Here is an 18,368-nt window from a genome sequence, read left to right as displayed (position 1 = left end):
GTCGCCCGGGAGGCTTCCTCCCGTCCCGTCCGGTACCGCTCCGGGAGTACCCGCGCGCACTCCCGGCGGCCGACGCCGCGCCGGGCGTCCATGACTTAACGTGCTGGAATGAGCGCTTCCCCGGTCCGCGGCCACGCCCGGCCCCGCTGGCCGCTGCCCGCCGAATGGCCCGTCTGGGTCGTCCCGATCTTCCTGGCGTTCGTCCAGGTGGTGGGGTCGCTCGGGGCGCAGGGCGGCGGGCCGCGCGGGCCGCGCGGCGACGGGCCCTGGGACCGCGGCGGCGGACCGCACGGCTTCGGCGACGACGTGCACAGCACGGACCTCGACCTGCTCGGGTTCGCGCTGCTGCTCGGCGGGCCGGCCGTGCTGCTGCTGCGCCGGCGGCATCCGGTCGTGTCGCTCGCGGCGGTCGGGCTCATCACCGGGCTGTACTTCCTGCGGGCCTACACCTACGGGCCCGCGTTCCTGTCGCTGTTCGTCGCGGTCGTCGCGGCCGTCGCGGCGGGCCACCGCCTGTTCGCCTGGGCGGGCGCCGCGGGCGGGATCGCCGCCTACCTCGCGCTCACCGCAGTGATCGGCGTGCCGTGGGACGAGCGCGGCAGGGGCGGGCGGCCGTTCCCCGTGGAGGAGCCGTCGCTCGCCGGGGCGTCGCTGCTGGTCGGCTGGGCGCTGCTGGCGCTGGTGACGGCCGAGCTGATCCGGATGCGGGCGCAGCGGGCCGCGGCGGCGGCGCGGTCGCGGGCCGAGGAGGAGCGGCGGCAGGCGAGCGAGGAGCGGCTGCGGATGGCCCGCGAGCTGCACGACGTGCTGGCGCACAACATCTCGATGATCAACGTGCAGGCCGGGGTGGCGCTGCACCTCATGGACGACGACCCCGGGCAGGCCAGGACCGCGCTGGCGGCGATCAAGGAGGCGAGCAAGGAGGCGCTCACCGAGATGCGGTCGGTGATCGGCGCGCTGCGCTCGCAGGGCGAGAGCGCGCCCCGTTCCCCCACCGCGGGCCTCGACCGGCTGGACGACCTGCTCGCCCGCGCGCGGTCGGCCGGGCTGCGGGTGGAGGCCGAGACCACCGGGGAGCCGCGGCCGCTGCACGCCGGGGCCGACCTCGCCGCGTTCCGCATCGTGCAGGAGTCGCTGACCAACGTGACCAGGCACGCGGGCTCCGGCCCGGTGACGGCGCGGGTCCGCATCGCCTACGGTGAGCACGAGATCGCGGTACGGGTCGAGGACGACGGGCAGGGCGTGTCGCTGCTCGACGACCGCCCGGGCGGCGCCGGGATCCGCGGCATGCGCGAGCGGGCCGCGGCGCTCGGCGGGACGTTCGAGGCCGGGCCGCGCCCCGGCGGCGGCTTCCGGGTGCGCGCGACGCTGCCGCTGGCCGACGGGCCCGAAGGGCCGCCCGCCGGGGCGGAGCGGGAGGCCGAGCACCGAGGGAGCGCCGGATGATCAAGGTACTGCTGGCCGACGACCAGGTGCTGGTCCGCGCGGGGTTCCGGGCCCTGCTGGACGCGCAGGCCGACATCGAGGTCGCCGGGGAGGCGGGCGACGGCGAGGAGGCGGTCGCGCAGGCGCGCCGGCTGCGCCCGGACGTGATCCTCATGGACATCCGGATGCCGGGCCTGGACGGGCTCGCGGCCACCCGCCGGATCGCCTCGGACGACCGGCTGGACGGCGTCAAGATCGTGATCTTGACCACGTTCGAGCTGGACGAGTACGTCTTCGAGGCGCTGCGCGGCGGCGCGAGCGGGTTCCTGGTCAAGGACACCGAGCCGGTCGAGCTGATCCACGCGGTGCGGGCGGTCGCGGCGGGCGACGCGCTGCTGTCGCCGAGCGTGACCAGGCGGCTGATCGCCGAGTTCGCCGCGCGGGCCAAGGAGCCGGCCCCCTCGCCCCGGCTGAACGCCCTCACCGACCGCGAGCGCGAGGTGATGACGCTGGTCGGCGAGGGGCTGAGCAACGAGGAGATCGCCGCCCGCCTGGTGGTCAGCCCCGCCACCGCGAAGACGCACGTCAGCCGCACGATGGTCAAGCTCGGCGCGCGCGACCGGGCGCAGCTCGTCGTGTTCGCCTACGAGTCCGGACTGGTCAAGCCCGGCTGGCTGCCGTAAGGCCGGTCCGGCCCGTCCGGAAACCCGTACTGTGCCCCGATCGGCTGTCGTCCCCGGCGCGGACGTGACAGGGTGGTGCGAACAGGCCGTCACCGACGCGCGGAGGAGTGCGGTGCCGAACGCCACGAGGATCCTGGCCGTGGACGACCGCGAGGAGAACCTGGTCGCCCTCGCCGCCGTCCTCGACGCGCTGCCGGTGGAGGTCGTCTCCGTCTCCTCCGGCCACGACGCGCTGCGCGAGCTGCTGAACGACGAGTTCGCGCTGATCCTGCTCGACGTGGTGATGCCGGAGATGGACGGCTTCGAGACCGCCGGGCACATCAAGAGCCGCGCCCGCACCCGCGACATCCCGATCATCTTCCTCACCGCCGCGGGCGAGGCGGGCGAGCAGGCGTTCCGCGGCTACGCGGCGGGCGCCGTCGACTACCTGACCAAGCCGTTCGACCCGTGGCTGCTGCGCGCCAAGGTGCAGGTCTTCGTGGAGCTGCACCGCCAGAACGTCCAGCTCCGCGAGCAGGCCGCGCTGCTGCGGCAGTCGCTCGGCGACGAGGCCGAGGCGCCGGGCTGCGACCGGCTGCTCAAGGCCATCGACGAACGGGTCGCGCGCGTCGAGCACGACGTGGCCCGGCTCCGCACGGCGACCGCGGCCGCGGGCGGCGAGACGGGCGAGGGCGGCGGCGAGGGCGGCGAGCCGCTCGACGACCTCGAAGCCCACGTCGGCGACCTCCGCCTGGCCCTGAACGCCCTCGCCGCCGGAGGCTGACCCTCCCACCGGCCCACCGAAGCCGCCCTCGCCTTCCGGTCCATGATCACTGTCAGTGAACACTTTCTGAACGACCGGAAACCCTTTCCTCGACGGCGATCTCCGCACTTTCGCAGGTCAACCCGCTGAACCTCGCCATCAAACGTCCCCGACTTCCGGGTTGTCGGAAGTAAGTACTTGGGGGTAACTTGCACACATCGTCACGACGTGACCGGTGTCACCGGGGCCCGTTCCGACCCCCCGATCCCCGATCCCGATCCCCCAGGGAGTGCATATGTCCGACTCCACCGAGGACGCCCTCGGCCGGGTCCGCTGGAAGCGTTTCGCCGCGATCGCCGCCCCCGCCGCGATCGGGGCCGGGGCCCTCGTCTTCATGACCGCGCAGGGCGCGATCGCCTCGTCGTTCGCCGTGTCCGGGGGCAGCTTCAAGGTCAGCGCCGACTCGCTCGACGGCCAGGGCTTCGTCCAGTACGGCGGGGTCGACTCCACCAAGAACGGCGGCAAGCACCCGGTGCAGATCTCCGGCATCAAGTCGGCGCGGATCCGCAACATGTGCCAGTCGGTCAAGGTCGGGCCGTTCACGCTGCGCCTCACGGCGGGCACCGGCGACAAGCCCGTCGAGGCGAGCGACCTCGTGCTGGACGTCGAGCAGCTCAACGCCGACGCCACGTTCAACGACATCGAGATCGGACGCGACGCGAGCACCCTCGACCGCGGCCCGAACGGCGCGCACGGCCCCGCCGGGATGTTCGGCCAGCAGGCGTCCAGCATCGCGCTGAAGAACGTCAGGCAGGTCGCCTGGGCCACCACCGCGGGCACGTTCAAGCTGAGCGACCTGAGCATGAAGCTCGGGCGCGAGTGCTTCTGACAGCGCGGTGCCGTCCATGACCTCCTCCGCCCCGACGCGCCGCCACGCCCAGCCCCGCGCGCCCCGCGCGGGTTCCGCCGCTGGCGGCGCACGCGCCCCTTCTGGGGAGGCGTGTTCGCCGTCCTCGGCGGGATCGAGCTCATCGCGATCCCGCTCGCCCCGATGCCGCTGGTGGTCCACCAGGGCATGGCGGGCGTCGCGAGCTGGCTGATCGGCGCCCTGCTCGTCGCCGCCGGCGCGCTGATGTGGGTCTCGCCCGCGCAGCGCGGCTTCTACGGCATCCTCGCCGTGCTGCTGTCGCTCGCGTCGTTCCTCACGTCCAACTTCGGCGGGTTCCTGGTCGGGATGCTGCTCGGGATGGTCGGCGGCGCGCTCGGCTTCGCCTGGTCGCCGGGCGCGCGCCGCAGGGACGCGCCGGAACCCGCCGATCCGGGCCCCGGCACGGTCGTGGACGGGCCCATGCCGTACGGCGCGGTGCCGCCGGGCCCGGAGCGCTCGTCGTCCCCGGCGGTCGGATGCTGGCGCTCGGCCTCCCTGCCGCCGCGCTCCCGGCGCTGCTCGGCCTGCACCTGTCCGCCCCGTCGCCGTCCCCGTCCGCGTCCGCGTCGCCGTCCGCTTCCACATCCCCGTCCGCGTCGCCGTCGCCGTCCGCGTCGCCGTCCGTCGCGCCTACCGCTGCCAAGCCCGCGGACGGCGGGAAGGGGTGCCCCGAGGTGCCGTCCGACACGTCCAAGCTCTCCCAGGCGCAGGCTCGCGAGCTGCTCCGCAAGCTCGGGACGGGCGGCGGCGAGGCCGGCTGCGCGAAGAACGCGGCCGAGCCCAAGGACGCGGGAACGGCGCGCACCTTCAGCGACGCCGCGACGCTCCGCGCCGCGTCCCTGACGATGACGGGCCTCAGCTACGACGGCGTCGCCGAGCTTTCGTCGGCCAGGGGAACGGTCCGCGCGCTGAAGTTCAGCATGTCCAAGGCCGTCCTGAAGGACGTCGACCAGACGACCCGGAACGGCGGCGGACGGACCCGGCTGCGCACTGGGAACCTCACGCTGGACGGCGACGTGGTCATGTACACGACCAGGATGTCGTCGAAGCTGCTCGGCATCCCCCTGACGTTCACACCGGAGCAGCCGCCGCCGCTCACGCTGCCCTACATGGTGATGACGGACGTCGTGTCGGAGCAGCCGTCCGTACGGGCCGGCGGCGCGCAGATCTCCGGACTCGACATCACCACGTGACGGGCCGTGGAGCCCACGCGGCCGGCCATGCCGTTGGAGCCGCCGCCGTCGTCGTGCAGGCGCGTGCGCAGGATGTACGCGCCGCCGAGCACGGCCGCCACGACGAGGATCACCGCGACCGTGACGATCACGAGGGTCTTGCGCCGCTCGCGCGAGGCGCCGCGGGTCGCCCCGCCGCCCTGGTAGTCCGACGGCGGAGGCGGCTGCTGCCACTGCTGCTGCCCGTACTGCTGCTGCGGCATCTCCCACGGCTGCGGCGTCTGCGGAGGCTGCGGGGGCGGCGTCGGCCGTACGGCCGGGGGCGCGTTGTAGGACTGCGGCCGCGCCGTCCCCCGCGGCTGCGCCTTGCCCTGCGGGCGGGAGGGCGGCGGCGCCCACTCGGTCTCGTCGATCGTCCGCGACTCGGGGTCGTTCGGCGCGAACCGCCGGCCCGGCGGTCCCTGTGCTCCCTGCGGCTGCGGCGGGCCCTGCGCGCCCTGCGCTCCCTGCGGGCCCTGCGCGCCGCGCGGGTCGCGGCGGGTGATCGCCTCCAGCTCGGCGGGGTCCAGCACGGTGTCGGCGGCCTCGTCGATGACCGTGGAGGGGTACCGGCCGGACGGCTCGTCCATCACCGTCTCCTCCGCCGCGGGCGGCGGGGCGGGGCGGGCGGCGGGGGCGGCGGCATGGCCGCGACCCGCGCCAGGAGCGGCTGGGCCTGCGTGCCCGTCATCCGGTTCACCGGCTCGCGCGCGAGCAGCCCCTCCAGCACGCGCGTCAGCGGGCCCGCGTTGCGCGGCGGCGGCACCGGCTCGGTCAGCGCCGCCTGGAGCGAGGACATCGCGTCGGACCGCTCGTAGGGCGAGTGGCCCTCCAGCGCGGCGTACAGCGTCGCGCCGAGCGCCCACAGGTCGGACGCGGGGACGGCCCGCTCGCCCTGAGCGCGCTCCGGCGGGATGTAGGCGGGCGAGCCCATGACCAGGCCGGTCTGGGTCAGCGTCGCGTCGCCCTCGACCTGCGCGATGCCGAAGTCGGTGAGCACGACCCGGCCCGCGTCGGTGATCAGCACGTTGCTGGGCTTGACGTCGCGGTGCAGGATGCCCTTCTCGTGCGCGTGCCGCAGCGCGGCGAGCATCTGGAGCCCGATCTCGGCGACCCTGCGGTGGTCGACCGGCCCCTCGTCCAGCAGGTCCTGGAGCGAGCGGGCGAGGACGAGCTCCATCACGATCCAGGGCCGGCCCGCCTCCTCGACCACGTCGTGCACGACGACCACGCCGGGGTGGCTCAGCCGCGCCGACGCCCGCGCCTCGCGGAACGTCCGCGTGTAGAGCACGTCGCGCTCGGAGTCGCTGAGCCCCGGCGGCAGCACGACCTCCTTGACCGCCACGTCGCGGTCGAGCATGACGTCGTAGGCCCGCCACACGGTCCCCATGCCGCCGCGGCCCACGACCGCGTCCAGCCGGTAGCGGTTGCCGAGCAGGCGTGCCTCTCCCATGGCTAAACGATCCCCCGTCGCACCCTCAAGTCATCGCACCCTCAAGGTCGGAAACTGTCGAGCACATTGTTCACGGTCGGGCCGTACTGGTTCCACCTCGCGGCCGGAACGGCGACCATGACCGCGTACGCCCGGTCCGGGCCGAGGTAGACGCCGCGGTCCCTGGCGCGGGTCGGGCTGCCCGCCCGGTTCCACACGAACTCGATGTCGGCCGCCCGGCGCGCCCCCGCGCTCGTCGGCGTGATCGCGATCTTCCTGAAGCCCGGCATCTTGCCGTCGGCGATGGCGTCCTGCTCCCACCGCGTCCAGTGCCGCACCGGGTCGCTCGGCTCGTTCCGCCACGGCGTGCTGTCGACCTGCACGTACGCCTTGGAGACGGGGTCGAGCCAGATCGTGCTGTTGCCCTCGGTGCGGCGCTGCCAGCCGAGCGGCACCGCGACCGAGTACCCGGACCCGTGCTGGCGGTGGAACCCGGGCGGCAGGGGAGGGGGCGGGTCCGCCCTCGGGATCGTGCTCGGCCCGGTGCTCGCCCCGGGGCCCGGGTTGTACCGCCAGTTGTCGGTGACTCTGCCGGTCGAGGGCGCCCCCTTCGACGGGGACACCCCCGCCTGCGCGTCGTCCCCCTTGCCGCCCTTGCCGCCGTCGGGCCAGAGCATGACGGCGACGGCGACCGCGAGGACGGCGGCGACCGCGGCCCCGGCGAGCGCGGGCACGAGCGCCTTGTGCCGCCTCGCGGGCTCCGCGGACGTCCCCGTGGCGCCCTGCGGCATCCATGCCTGCCCGGACGGACCCGTCCGCGCGTAGTCGTCGGTGAGGTCCGGGGCCGGGCCGTCCGGCGGCACGGGCCCGGCATCGGGATGCGCGGCGGACGGCCCTGGCATGCTCGCCGTCCACGCCCTGGTCGAGGGCTCCGGCCCGGCCGAGGGGTCGGCCGAGGTCGCGTCGGCGCCGGTCGCCGGGGCCGCGTTCATCCCATTCGCCGCGTCGGCGCCGGTCGCCGGGGCCGACTGCCGCCCCGTCGCGTACGCGCTCGCGGCGACCTGCGCGAGGGCCGCCTCGGCCTGGTCGCCGCTGAGCCGCTGCACCGGGTCCCGTTCGAGCAGGCCGCCGAGGACGGGCCCGAGCAGCCCCGCGTTGCGCGGCGGCGGCGCGTCCTGCGTCATCACGGCGGCGAGGACGGCCATGGCGTCGGTGCGGTGGTGCGGCGGCTTGCCCTCGACCGCCGCGTACAGGGTCGCGCCGAGCGCCCACAGGTCGGACGCCGGGACCGCCTTCTCGCCCTTGACCCGTTCGGGCGACATGTAGGCGGGCGACCCCATGAGCAGGCCGGCGTGGGTGAGCGTCGCGTCCCCCGCCATCTGCGCGATGCCGAAGTCGGTGAGCACCGCCCGGTCGTCGGAGGTGATCAGCACGTTGGCGGGCTTGACGTCGCGGTGCAGGATGCCGATCGCGTGCGCGGCGTTCAGCGCGGCGACGATCTGGCGGCCGAACGCGGCGACCCGTACGGGCGGCTGCGGCCCGTCCTCGTCCACGATCTCCTGGAGGGACCTCGCCTGGACGAGCTCCATGACGATCCAGGGCCGCCCGTCCTCGTCCACCACGTCGTGCACGGTCACGACGCCGGGATGGTTGAGCCGCGCCGACGCCCGCGCCTCGCGCAGGGTGCGAAGGTGGCGGGTGTCGCGCTCGTCGGCGCTGAGGTCGCGGTGCAGCACGACCTCCTTCACCGCGACCTCGCGGTGCAGGGTCTCGTCGCGGGCCCGCCACACGGTGCCCATCCCGCCGCTGCCGACCACCGACAGGAGCCGGTAGCGCCCGCCGAGCAGCCGGCCCTTGTCCTGCCCCTTGCTCTCCCCGTCCGACATGAGTCGGGACCTTACCGACCCTGGCTAACGGTTCGGCATACGTCCCCCGTTTTCATGCCCTGACCGGACCGCTGACCCGGGCGCCGCGCTCAGTCGGACGCGGGCTTGAACGAGCGGTACACCGGCTGGAGCTCGGCGAACGTCCCGTCCCATCCGTCGTGGGGCGCGGACAGCAGGATCGCGTAGCCGTGGCCGTTGGCGACGAAGCCCCGGTTGAGGATGTGCATCCGGCCCTTGCCGGTCTGGTGGGTGAACTCCCAGTCGGCGGACTTCGCGCCGCTGCCGGTGTCGGGCACCGGCGGCTGGTCGCCCGTCTTGGCGATCTTGATGCGGTGGTAGCCGTTCCAGCCGCTGCCGCCGTTCTCCTGCTTCTCCCAGTCGGTGAGCGCGCTCGGGCCCGGGTCGTCGGTCTGCGCGATCTGGATGTAGGAGCGGTCGTCGGGCGAGTAGAAGAAGTCGCCGTACTTCTTGCGCTTCGGGCCCGACCAGTCCTTGGGGACGGCCACCGAGTAGCCGGTCCTGTCCTTGTGCAGCCGGAACCCCTCGGGGACGGACGGCGGGTTCGGCTTCGCCGACGACGGCGGCGCGGACGTCGCGGGGGCCGGGGACTTCGGCGGCGTGCTCGCGGCCTGCTTCTTCGCCGGCTTGCCGCCGTCGCCGCCGCTGTTGGCGAGCGCGACGGCGGCGATCACGATGATGAGGACGAGGACGGCGACGCCGATCAGCACGGCGTTGCGGTTGGAGGCGAGCGACCGGAGCGTGGGCCGGTCGGACGGCCCGGTCGCCGGGGGCACGCCGCTGCCCGCGGGCTCGGTCGCGGGCCCCTGGTGCCAGGACGTCGCGCGGGCGGGATCGTTGGCGATGTCGCCCGTCGTGTCGCGGTCGCGTTCGCGGTCGCGGGACGGGCGCGCCGCCGCGCCGCGGTCTACGCGCGTCACGTTGGGGTCGTCGCCCGCGCCGGCGTCGGTCACCGGGTCGGGCGCGGTGTCGCCGCCGGGCCCCGTCCGTCCGTCGCCGCCGTCGCCGACCGTGGGCGCGACGCGCGTGCGGCCGTCCGCGGCGGGCGGGGCGGGAGGCGCGGGCGGCGGGCCCTCCTCTGCGGCGTACGGGTCGCTGACGGTCTCCGACGGGCCCGGGGCGGGCTGGTCGCGCGACTGCGAGCGGGGCCGTTCCTGCGGGCGTTTCGGCGCGCGGTCCTGGGAGCGTTCCCTGCGGCTCGGGCGCAGCTTCTTGGCGAGCCGCTCCTCCCGCACGGGCTCCTGGACGGGCATCTCGCGCGCCGCGTCCTCCGCGGGCGGCGCCTGACCCATCAGCTCTTCGAGGGAGACCTCGACGGCCAGGGTGCGCTGGGTGTCGACGCTCTCCTGGCGGACGATGTCGTCGAGCAGCGCCCCGGCCTCGATCGCGTCCATCCGCTGGTCGGGGTTCTTGCGGAGCAGCCCCTCGATGACCGGCGCGAGCCGGCCCGCCTTCTCCGGCGGGTCGGGCTCCTCGGAGATCACCGCGACGAGCGCGGCCATCGGCTCGGGCCGCTCGAACGGCGACTTGCCGTGCACCATCGCGTACAGGGTGACGCCGAGCGACCACAGGTCGGAGGCGGGACCGGCGACGCGGCCCCGCGCGCGCTCGGGCGCGATGTAGGCGGGCGAGCCCATGACCAGGCCGGTCTGGGTCAGGGTGGCGTCGCCGGAGGCGGTGGCGATGCCGAAGTCGGTGAGCACGGCCCGGTCGTCCTGCCGCCCCGTGCCGGTGACCAGCACGTTGCTCGGCTTGACGTCACGATGCAGCACGCCGGCGTCGTGCGCCGCGTGCAGCGCGGCCAGCATCTGCCGGCCGATGTCGGCGGCCCGCCGGATCCCCAGCGGGCCCTCCTGCTTGATCACCTGGTCGAGCGAGCGCGACCTGATGAGCTCCATGATGATCCACGGCCGCCCGTCCTCCTCCACCACGTCGTACACGGTGACGACGCCGGGGTGGCCGAGGCGCGCGGCGGTGCGGGCCTCCCGGAACGTCCGCTTGTACTGGACGGCACGTTCCTCGTCGGTGAGACCATGCGGCAGGATGACCTCTTTCACCGCTACGTCACGACCGAGGACCTCATCGTGAGCCTGCCAGACCGTACCCATGCCACCGCGCCCGACCTGGGTCACCAGGCGGTAGCGGCGGGCGAGCAACCGCTCCCCGGAGGTCTCGTTCGGCATATCCGCGACCATATCCATTTTTGCTGACAATCTTGGACCCGGCCCGCGAGCCACGGTCCCCTACCGGTAGGACGTCCGCCATGACGCCAAGGTTCGCGGCCGGAACGACCTGGGCCGCAACGAAAGCGTGATGGACGTGACACCCGGTACAAATAAAAGAGCATCAGGGCACGGCGACGGGGGACCATGGCTGAGACCGGCCTACGGGGCGAGTGGCGGCGCCTCATCCAGGCCGCTCCGACGATCTTCTTCTGGTACACCCGCCTGTCCGGGATCCTGTCACTCCTGTCCTGGGTGTCGTACGGGCTGATCCTGGAGATCGCCGACATCTGGGCCCTGCGCTGGCTCGGCTATCTCGGCTGGTCCCCCAGCGTACCGATCGGACTGCTCTGGATCCTGCTGTCCATGGGGGTGCGTCGCCGGAAGAAGGCCGCGTGGCGCATCCTGGTGATCCTGTTCAGCCTGCTGACGTTCCTCAGCGTGTCCAAGGCCCTCGCCACGCTGCTCGACCCCGACGAGCCGACGCCGGTCGGGCTGATCGTCACCGCGGCGGTCTACCTGGCCGTCCTGACCCTGCTGGTCTGCGCGCGCGGCGAGTTCACCACGCTCCCGGACCGTGCCAACCGGCGGCTCGCGGTCGTGGTGTTCGTCAGCCTGCTGATCGTCAGCGGCGGCATCGGCACGGTGCTGGTCACCGTCACCGACCGCGACCCGCGCGGCGACTTCTGGACCCACCCCGTCTACGCGGTCGCGCAGACCGTGCTCGGCCCGCGCGTCACCGGCAAGCCGATCGACGTGTCCGCGCCGCTCTGGGTGGACGCGATCCTGTGGGTGCTCGGCACCGGCCTGCTCATCGCCACGTTCTGGGCGCTGTTCAAGCCCGGCCGCCGCGACCCGGTGCTCAGCCCCGAGGAGGAGCTCGCCGCGCGGGCGCTGCTCGCCGAGTACGGCGACCAGGACTCGCTCGGCTACTTCGCGCTGCGCCGCGACAAGGACGTCATCGTCGCGCCGAACGGCAAGGCCGCGATCGCCTACCGGGTCGAGGGTTCGGTGTCGCTCGCGAGCGGCGACCCGCTCGGCGACCCCGAGTCGTGGGACCAGGCGATCGAGGCGTGGCTCGGCGAGTGCCAGGCGCACGCGTGGATCCCCGGCGCGGTGTCGGTCGGTGAGCGGGCCGCGCACATCTACCGGCGGCACGGGTTCGACGCGCTGGAGCTGGGCGACGAGGCGATCATCGACCTCACCGACTTCAACCTGGACGGCCGCGAGATGCGGCAGGTCAGGCAGGCCGTCCGGCGGGTCGAGCGGGCCGGGTACACCGTCCGGATCCGGCGGCACTCGCAGATCCCCGGCTGGGAGATGGCCAAGCTGATCCGCAGCGCCGACGCCTGGCGCGGCGAGCAGACCGAGCGCGGCTTCTCGATGGCGCTCGGACGGCTCGGCGACCCGACCGACGGCCGCTGCGTGATGGTCGAGGCGTTCGACGCCGAGGGCGAGCTGCGCGGGCTGCTCAGCTTCGTCCCGTGGGGCCGGAGCGGCCTGTCGCTCGACCTGATGCGCCGCGACCGCGCGGCCGAGAACGGGCTGAACGAGTACATGGTCGCCAAGCTCGCCGAGAAGGCCGCCGCGGTCGGCGCGCAGCAGCTCTCGCTGAACTTCGCGATGCTCCGCTCGGCGTTCGAGCGCGGCTCGCAGATCGGCGCGGGGCCGGTCGCGCGGCTGTACTACCGGCTGCTGTCGTTCGCGTCGAAGTTCTGGCAGCTCGAGTCGCTGTACCTGTCCAACGCCAAGTACCTGCCGGTGTGGCGGCCGCGCTTCATCTGCTACACCCAGAGCCGCGACCTCGTCCGGCTCGGCCTGGCGTACGCGCGCGCGGAGGGCTTCCTGCCGAGCGTGAACCGGCCGAAGCTCGACCGCGCCGCCAACATGGTCCCCTCCAGGGACCTCGTCGACAAGATCAAGGACATCGAGGAGGCCGCCGACGCGGGCCGCGCGCCGCAGCGGCGGCTGTCGGAGCAGGAACGCGTCCGGCACGCGAAGCTGGAGCAGATCCGCGCGGCGGGCATGGAGCCGTACCCGCTCGGCTTCGACCGCGGCGACTACGCGGCCGACATCCGCGCGCGCTTCCCCGACCTCGCGCCCGACAGCCGTACGGGCGAGACCGTCGCGGTCGCGGGGCGGGTCGTCCTCGCCCGCGAGCACGGCCGGCTGATCTTCGTGACGCTCCGCGACGAGACCGCCGACCTCCAGATCATGCTGAGCGCCGACGCGCTCGGCGACGCGTCCCTCGCGTCCTGGAAGTCGCTGATCGACCTCGGCGACCAGGTGGGCGTGACCGGCGAGGTCGCCACGTCCAGGCGGGGCGAGCTGTCGGTCCTCGCCTCGTCCTGGAAGCTGACGGCCAAGTGCCTGCGCCCCCTGCCCAACAAGAGCACGGGCCTGTCCGACCCCGAGGCGCGCGTCCGGCAGCGCTACGTCGACTTCATCGTCAACGACGAGTCGCGGCGGATGCTGCGGATGCGCGGAGACGCCGTGGCGGCCGTCCGCGACGGGCTGCGCGGGCGCGGCTACCTGGAGGTCGAGACGCCGATGCTCCAGCCGATCCACGGCGGCGCGACGGCCCGGCCGTTCACCACCCGCATCAACGCCTACAACATGCAGCTCTACCTGCGGATCGCGCCCGAGCTGTACCTCAAGCGGCTGCTGGTCGGCGGCGTCGGCAAGGTCTTCGAGCTCAACCGCAACTTCCGCAACGAGGGCGTCTCGCAGAAGCACAACCCCGAGTTCACGATGCTGGAGGCGTACGAGCCGTACGGCAACTACGACACGATGGCCGCGCTGACCCGCGACCTGGTCGTGTCCGCCGCCCGCGCCGCGCTCGGCACCACGGTCGTCGTCCGCGACGGGGCCGAGTACGACCTGGCCGAGCCGTGGAAGGAGATCACCGTCTACGGGTCGGTGTCCGAGGCGCTCGGCGAGGAGGTCACCCCGGACACCCCGCAGCGCGCCGTCCGCGCGCACGCCGAGCGGATCGGGCTGAACGCCGCGCCGGAGTGGGGCCAGGGCAAGATCGTCCAGGAGCTGTTCGAGGCGCTGGTCGAGGAGCGGCTGATGGCCCCGACGTTCGTCCGCGACTACCCGGCCGAGACGTCCCCCCTCACCCGGCCGCACCGCAAGGACCCGCGCCTCGCCGAGAAGTGGGACCTCATCGTGTTCGGCCTCGAACTCGGGACGGCCTACTCCGAGCTGATCGACCCGATCCTCCAGCGGCAGCGCCTCACCGAGCAGTCGCTCCAGGCCGCCGGAGGCGACCCCGAGGCGATGGAGCTGGACGAGGAGTTCCTGCGGGCCCTCGAATACGCGATGCCTCCCGCGGGCGGCATGGGCATGGGCATCGACCGGCTCCTGATCACCCTGACGGGGCGTTCGATCCGGGAGACGATCCCGTTCCCGCTGGTCCGTCCGGGCTCGTGACGCGGACGGCGGCGGGGCGGGGCTAGAGGGCGCGGGCGGCGGGGCGGTAGCCCTGGTCGGCCAGCCATCGCCGGGCCGCGCCGCGCCGCCGCTCCTCGGCCTCGGGGTTCTCGGGGACGCCGGCGCCGCTCGGGCCGCCGGGCGGGAGCATGAGCCAGCGGCCCGGATCGTACGCCTCGCTCTCGCCGTCGAACGCGGGCTCGTCCTCCAGCTCGTCGGGTTCGAGGACGTCGCCGCGGGCCAGGTCGAGCACGTGGGCGACGCCGTCCCCCTCCAGGGCGTCCGCGAGCGTTCCGAGGTCCGCGGGCACGGGGGTCAGCGCGGGCGCGGGACGCGGGGCGCCGAGTGCCGCGGCGAGATCGGCGGCCAGCTCCGCGTCGCCGGGCAGGCCGCGCCCGTCCAGCTCCTCCAGGCACTTGCGCGCGTACCGTTCGGCGTCCGGCTCGCCCTCCGCGAGCGCCGCGACGAGCGCGTCCCCGGCGTACTGGAGGACGGGCGCGAGGGGACGGTCCCGGATCAGCCGGAGCCCCGCCGCGCCGTCCCGGCGATGAACGGCGGACCGCAACCCGCGCAGAGCTCCCGCATCCCAATCCACCCGCCCATTCCAACAGAAACCCAGCGCCCCGTTCGCCGAGTCGGGCTCATTGCGCGCGTCCCTCCCGGTACGCCTCGACCGCGAACCGCAGCCGCGCCCCGACGAGCAGCGCCTCGTCCTCGGGGCAGCCGAGCAGCCGCCGCGCCAGCTCGATGATCTGCTCGTCGTCCAGATCCGGCTCCCGCCGCGCGATCCTCTCCACGAACTCCACGAGCTCGGGCCGCCTGTACGACACGATCGACCGTCCGCGCCGCACGACCCCGTAAGGCCGCTCCTCGGTCTCCTCCGGCTCGTCCGGCTCCGGAACGGGCTCTGGTTCCTGGAAGACGGGCTCCGGCTCCTGGACCGGCTCCTGGATCGGCTCACGGGCGGGTGCTTGAGCGGGGGCGGTGAAGTGGGCCAGGAGGGTCTCGAACAGGCCGGTACGGGGGTCGATCGGGCCCGGCGGGAGGGGGCCGCGGGGGCGGGAGCGGGGGCCGGGCGGTCCCGCGAGGATGAGGCGGGGCGCGAGCCAGAGGACGAACAGGGCCTCGGCGCCCGCGCCGTTCTCGCCGTCCACGATGACCACGTCGAACGAGTCGGGGCGCGGCGGGACGACGTCGGGCACGCGCCACAGCGGGACGATCCAGGCGGGGACGATCTCGTACGGGTCGGCGGCCCCGGAGGCGAGGCGCGCCAGGCAGGCGCCCCACGCGCGCGCGGCGGACAGCTCGGTGCCGATGTCGCGCAGGCGCGCCTCGGCCTCGGCGAGGCGGCGGCCGAGGTCGGGCGGCGGCCCGGCCGGGTGGCCGGCGCCGGGCGCGGCGGGCAGGGCCGACAGGCGGCCCGCGGCGCGGGCCCACGCCCACGCCTGGTCCCAGCGTTCCATCCGGGCGGGCCAGACGGCGTCGCCGTCGGTCGCCGCGAGCAGGTACGCGAGGTCGGGGTGGACGGCGCTGACGCGGCCGAGGAGCTCCTCGCAGCGGAGCTGGAGGGCCCGGTCGTGGCGGCCGTCGGCGAGGGCGGCGAGGGCGCGGCCGTAGCGGGCGGCGTCGCGGGCGGCGATGGCGTCGACGGCCTCGCGGAGTTCGGGCGGGTCGTCGTCCTCGGCGCCGATCGAGGCGAGCAGGGCGGCGAGGTCGGCGGCGGCGCGGTCCACGCCGACGCCGAGCAGGGCGCTTTCGAGGGCGGCGACGTACCCGTGCCACTGGAGCGGGTGCGTGAGCGGGACGCCGAGCCCGGACGCGCCGAGCAGTTCGGCGGTCTCCTCCAGGGCGGGCAGCGCCTCGCGGATGCGGGTGAGGCGCGCGTGCGCGCGGGAGAAGCGGGCCACCCGGTCGGCGAGGGGCACGTCGGCGGGGAACGACACCCCGGCGGCCTCCCACACGTACTGGAGCTCCTGGCACGCCATCCGCACCATCAGCTCGGCGAACAGGACGTCGAGCAGCTCGGGCGTGGTCGGCGGGACGCCGTCCACGGTGACGGCGGCGAGCAGCGGCTCGGCCTGGCGCTGGGCGGACGAGCGGAGCGGGCCGCGCTTCAGCGTGCCGCCGTCGGCGAGGTAGTTGCGCAGGTCCTGCGCGGTGGACGCGAGGCGGCGGTAGTGCAGGTCGCCGGGCGGCAGCTCGACGTGGTGGGCGCGGATGCCGTCGAGGGACCGTTCGGCCCACTCGGCCTGCGCGCTCATCTCGGCGACCCGCGCCCACACGTGCGGGCGGCGGTGCGCGAGGGCGTCGGCGAACGCGCGGGCGGCGAGGTCGTGCGGCTTCCACCCGCTCGGGTGCCCGTCCAGGCCGAGGTCGCGGAGCGCGGCGACCACGACGGACGCGCAGCCGTCGAGGCGGGCGAGCAGCGTGACGTCGGCGCCGCGCAGGCGGCGGGACAGGTCGGTCTCGGACCGTTCGGCGCGTTCGGCGGCCGCGGCCTCCGCCTCGATCAGCGTGCGGACGTACGGGGCGCTCGGCAGCGAGCCGGGGTCCACGTCGCGCTGGGCGGTACGGGCCTGGCGCTCGGGCGTCTCCCCGCGAGCAGCCGGACGAGCTCGGCCGCCTCCAGGCCCGACAGCGGCGGGTCGTCGGGCAGGCCGGGACGGGACGGCAGCCAGCCGTGGTCGGCGGCCTCCGCGCGGACGCGCCGTTCCAGCTCGGCGCGGTCGCCCAGGTAGCCGGGCCCGAGGTCGCACGCTCCGGGCGCGCCGGACGGGCCCGCGGGACCGTCCGCGCCGGCGGCGCGCTCGCGGAGGGCGGCGACCTCGCGGCGCGCGCCCTCCTCGCGTTCGGCGAGGTCGGCGATGTGGCGGGCGTGGGAGCGGGGGTCGTGGCCGGTGGCGCGGTCGAGCAGGGCGGCGGCCACGGCGGAGCCCGCGGCGTCGCCGGCCGGTTCGGGCAGGGCGGTGAGCGCGGCGATCTCGGCGGGCAGCGCGGCGCGCAGCCGGGCGGCGGACGTGCCGTCGGCGGTGGCGACCAGCACCCGCTGGCCGCGTACGAGCAGCCCGGCGAGCAGGTTCGGGACCGTGCGGGGGGCGGGCGCGTCGATGTGCAGCAGCGGCGTCGGATGCGCCGGGGCGAGGAACCGGGCGAGCCCGCCGGGCACCACGGCGCCCGGCTCGGCGAGCCGGGCGAGCAGGGCGTCGTAGTAGTCGGCGACCTCCGCGCGCACGGGGGTGCGCACGACGAGCGCGGGCGCGAGCCGCAGGCGCGGGACGCCCGGGGCGGGGCCGGTGGCGTCCGGCGCCCAGTCCTCGCGGTACGCGACGTCGTCGGCGAGCGCCGTCCCCGCCCACTTGCGCAGGACGTCGCCGGTGGAGGCGCGCAGCCCGAAGCCCTGCCCGGTCTGGACGGCCTCGCGGACCCAGTCGGTGCGGGCGGGCAGGTAGCCGGGCAGCCCGGCGAGCAGGTCGCGGTCGCGCAGCAGCGTGTGCCCGGCGAGGACGACGTCGACGCGCCCGGTGCGCTCGTCCACGGCGACCCGTACGGGCGTGGCGAGCAGGTGGTCGCGCACGGCGGTGCCGCCGTCGGGCCGCCACGTCAGCAGGCCCGCCGCGAGGACGGTCTCGTGCCCCTGCGCGGGGACGCGCTCGGCGATGTCGCGGAGCGTCCGGTACCAGTGCCGCAGCCCGAGCCAGCCGTCGAACTCCTCCAGCACGGCGGGCGGCGTCAGCGGGATGACCGGGACGCTGAACAGCACGTCGCCGGGGCCCGCGTCGGTCTCGACGTAGACGTCGCCGGGCAGGTCGGCCAGCCAGTGGACCTGCTCGTGCGCGGCGAGGTCGCGGACCGGGCGGCGGCGCGCGAGGGCGAGGTCCCGCAGGACCCCGAGCAGCCCCGCCGCGGCGGCGGTGCCGGCCTCGGGCGCCGGGCCGTCCTCTGGCACAGCGACTCCTCTCCCTGCCCGCTGGGAAACGCTGTGCCACGATCTAACACCCTGCGCGGGCCCGGACCAAGGCTTACCGATGATCTTGCCCCAACCCGCACACCCCGCCTGGAGGAAGAACGGACGCCCCGCACGTGCGGACGGGCAGTCCGCGCGTGCGGGCGGCGCGGGATGGGTCAGTGGGCGGCGGCGTGGTGGCGGTCCTCGTTGGGCAGCATCGCCCACAGGACCAGGTACACCACGAACTGCGGGCCGGGCAGCAGGCAGGACAGCAGGGCGAGCAGCCGGACGGTGGAAGGAGCGAGGCCGAACCGGCGCGCGAGCCCGGCGCAGACCCCTCCGATCATGCGGCCGTGGCGCGGGCGGTAGAGGCCGTTCATGGTTGTTCTCTCCCCGTTTCGAGTGGAGCTGTGTGCGTACCCGCGGCTTGCGGCTACATG

At 74.9% G+C, this 18,368-nt stretch carries 15 protein-coding genes and 1 pseudogene; 7 read left to right on the top strand and 9 right to left on the bottom strand.

Annotation, left to right across the window (positions count from 1 at the left end):
• Window positions 1–108: 108 nt before the first annotated feature.
• The 5 genes and pseudogenes from GEV43_RS20875 to GEV43_RS54985 all read left to right on the top strand — a co-directional run.
• A complete protein-coding gene (locus GEV43_RS20875) occupies window positions 109–1,446 on the top strand; it encodes a sensor histidine kinase (protein ID WP_160822107.1) in 1,338 nt (445 codons plus the stop codon).
• Window positions 1,443–2,108: a response regulator transcription factor gene (locus GEV43_RS20870; RefSeq protein ID WP_160822106.1), complete on the top strand. Its 666-nt coding sequence runs from the start codon at window positions 1,443–1,445 to the stop codon at window positions 2,106–2,108. Before GEV43_RS20875 ends, GEV43_RS20870 begins: the two co-directional genes overlap by 4 nt.
• A gap of 112 nt (window positions 2,109–2,220) precedes the next feature.
• Window positions 2,221–2,871: a two-component system response regulator gene (locus GEV43_RS20865; RefSeq protein WP_160822105.1), complete on the top strand. Its 651-nt coding sequence runs from the start codon at window positions 2,221–2,223 to the stop codon at window positions 2,869–2,871.
• A 274-nt stretch (window positions 2,872–3,145) separates the two neighbouring features.
• Entirely contained in the window at window positions 3,146–3,739 is a 594-nt protein-coding gene (locus GEV43_RS20860) for a DUF6230 family protein (protein ID WP_160822104.1), read from the top strand.
• Window positions 3,740–3,850: 111 nt separating this feature from the next.
• A pseudogene (locus tag GEV43_RS54985) lies at window positions 3,851–4,069 on the top strand (DUF6114 domain-containing protein); the annotation flags it as partial.
• On the opposite strand, the gene GEV43_RS54980 reads toward GEV43_RS54985, so the two are convergent.
• On the bottom strand, window positions 4,012–4,308 hold the full coding sequence (locus GEV43_RS54980) for a hypothetical protein (protein ID WP_160822103.1): 297 nt from the start codon (window positions 4,306–4,308) through the stop codon (window positions 4,012–4,014). The pseudogene GEV43_RS54985 and the gene GEV43_RS54980 sit on opposite strands and share 58 nt — an antisense overlap.
• 144 nt (window positions 4,309–4,452) lie before the next feature.
• On the opposite strand from GEV43_RS54980, the gene GEV43_RS20850 reads away from it, so the two are divergent.
• A complete protein-coding gene (locus GEV43_RS20850) occupies window positions 4,453–4,971 on the top strand; it encodes a hypothetical protein (RefSeq protein ID WP_160822102.1) in 519 nt (172 codons plus the stop codon).
• Here the strand turns inward: GEV43_RS20850 and GEV43_RS50640 are convergent.
• From GEV43_RS50640 to GEV43_RS50630, 4 genes are all read right to left on the bottom strand, one after another.
• Window positions 4,884–5,579, bottom strand: coding sequence for a hypothetical protein (locus GEV43_RS50640; RefSeq protein ID WP_241682987.1), 696 nt, complete (start codon window positions 5,577–5,579; stop codon window positions 4,884–4,886). The genes GEV43_RS20850 and GEV43_RS50640 overlap by 88 nt on opposite strands.
• The gene (locus GEV43_RS50635) at window positions 5,579–6,442 is read right to left on the bottom strand and encodes a serine/threonine-protein kinase (RefSeq protein ID WP_241682986.1); all 864 of its coding nucleotides are present in this window, start codon (window positions 6,440–6,442) and stop codon (window positions 5,579–5,581) included. Before GEV43_RS50635 ends, GEV43_RS50640 begins: the two co-directional genes overlap by 1 nt.
• 41 nt (window positions 6,443–6,483) lie before the next feature.
• Window positions 6,484–8,307 carry a serine/threonine-protein kinase gene (locus GEV43_RS20840; RefSeq protein ID WP_160822101.1) on the bottom strand — a complete coding sequence of 608 codons (1,824 nt, stop codon included), beginning with the start codon at window positions 8,305–8,307 and terminating at the stop codon, window positions 6,484–6,486.
• Window positions 8,308–8,396: 89 nt separating this feature from the next.
• The gene (locus GEV43_RS50630) at window positions 8,397–10,508 is read right to left on the bottom strand and encodes a serine/threonine-protein kinase (protein ID WP_241682985.1); all 2,112 of its coding nucleotides are present in this window, start codon (window positions 10,506–10,508) and stop codon (window positions 8,397–8,399) included.
• A gap of 186 nt (window positions 10,509–10,694) precedes the next feature.
• Between GEV43_RS50630 and lysX the strand changes: the two genes are divergently transcribed.
• The gene (lysX, locus tag GEV43_RS20830) at window positions 10,695–13,982 is read left to right on the top strand and encodes a bifunctional lysylphosphatidylglycerol synthetase/lysine--tRNA ligase LysX (RefSeq protein WP_160822100.1); all 3,288 of its coding nucleotides are present in this window, start codon (window positions 10,695–10,697) and stop codon (window positions 13,980–13,982) included.
• A 22-nt stretch (window positions 13,983–14,004) separates the two neighbouring features.
• Here the strand turns inward: lysX and GEV43_RS20825 are convergent, their stop codons facing one another.
• The 4 genes from GEV43_RS20825 to GEV43_RS20810 all read right to left on the bottom strand — a co-directional run bounded on the left by GEV43_RS20825 (window position 14,005) and on the right by GEV43_RS20810 (window position 18,308).
• The gene (locus GEV43_RS20825; protein WP_160822099.1) at window positions 14,005–14,577 is read right to left on the bottom strand and encodes a hypothetical protein; all 573 of its coding nucleotides are present in this window, start codon (window positions 14,575–14,577) and stop codon (window positions 14,005–14,007) included.
• Between the two features lie 46 nt (window positions 14,578–14,623).
• Entirely contained in the window at window positions 14,624–16,537 is a 1,914-nt protein-coding gene (locus tag GEV43_RS20820; protein WP_160822098.1) for a hypothetical protein, read from the bottom strand.
• Window positions 16,492–17,928 (bottom strand): hypothetical protein, encoded by a 1,437-nt coding sequence (locus GEV43_RS20815; protein WP_160822097.1) that lies wholly within the window; start codon window positions 17,926–17,928, stop codon window positions 16,492–16,494. The genes GEV43_RS20820 and GEV43_RS20815 overlap by 46 nt, the downstream gene beginning before the upstream one ends.
• A 176-nt stretch (window positions 17,929–18,104) precedes the next feature.
• Window positions 18,105–18,308, bottom strand: a complete 204-nt coding sequence (locus GEV43_RS20810; protein ID WP_160822096.1) for a PspC domain-containing protein — start codon at window positions 18,306–18,308, stop codon at window positions 18,105–18,107.
• Window positions 18,309–18,368: the final 60 nt, after the last annotated feature.

The sequence above is a fragment of the Actinomadura sp. J1-007 genome, from assembly GCF_009793335.1.
GTDB lineage: Bacteria > Actinomycetota > Actinomycetes > Streptosporangiales > Streptosporangiaceae > Spirillospora > Spirillospora yumaensis.
Note: the sequence above shows the minus strand (reverse complement) of the source record. Positions and strands in the feature narration are given on the sequence as shown.

Coding starts and splice junctions, on each gene's coding strand:
- GEV43_RS20875 (WP_160822107.1), top strand. CDS start 109: ATGAGCGCTTCCCCGGTCCGCGGCCACGCCCGGCCCCGCTGGCCGCTG.
- GEV43_RS20870 (WP_160822106.1), top strand. CDS start 1,443: ATGATCAAGGTACTGCTGGCCGACGACCAGGTGCTGGTCCGCGCGGGG.
- GEV43_RS20860 (WP_160822104.1), top strand. CDS start 3,146: ATGTCCGACTCCACCGAGGACGCCCTCGGCCGGGTCCGCTGGAAGCGT.
- GEV43_RS50640 (WP_241682987.1), bottom strand. CDS start 5,579: ATGGACGAGCCGTCCGGCCGGTACCCCTCCACGGTCATCGACGAGGCC.
- GEV43_RS50635 (WP_241682986.1), bottom strand. CDS start 6,442: ATGGGAGAGGCACGCCTGCTCGGCAACCGCTACCGGCTGGACGCGGTC.
- GEV43_RS20840 (WP_160822101.1), bottom strand. CDS start 8,307: ATGTCGGACGGGGAGAGCAAGGGGCAGGACAAGGGCCGGCTGCTCGGC.
- GEV43_RS50630 (WP_241682985.1), bottom strand. CDS start 10,508: ATGCCGAACGAGACCTCCGGGGAGCGGTTGCTCGCCCGCCGCTACCGC.
- lysX (WP_160822100.1), top strand. CDS start 10,695: ATGGCTGAGACCGGCCTACGGGGCGAGTGGCGGCGCCTCATCCAGGCC.
- GEV43_RS20810 (WP_160822096.1), bottom strand. CDS start 18,308: ATGAACGGCCTCTACCGCCCGCGCCACGGCCGCATGATCGGAGGGGTC.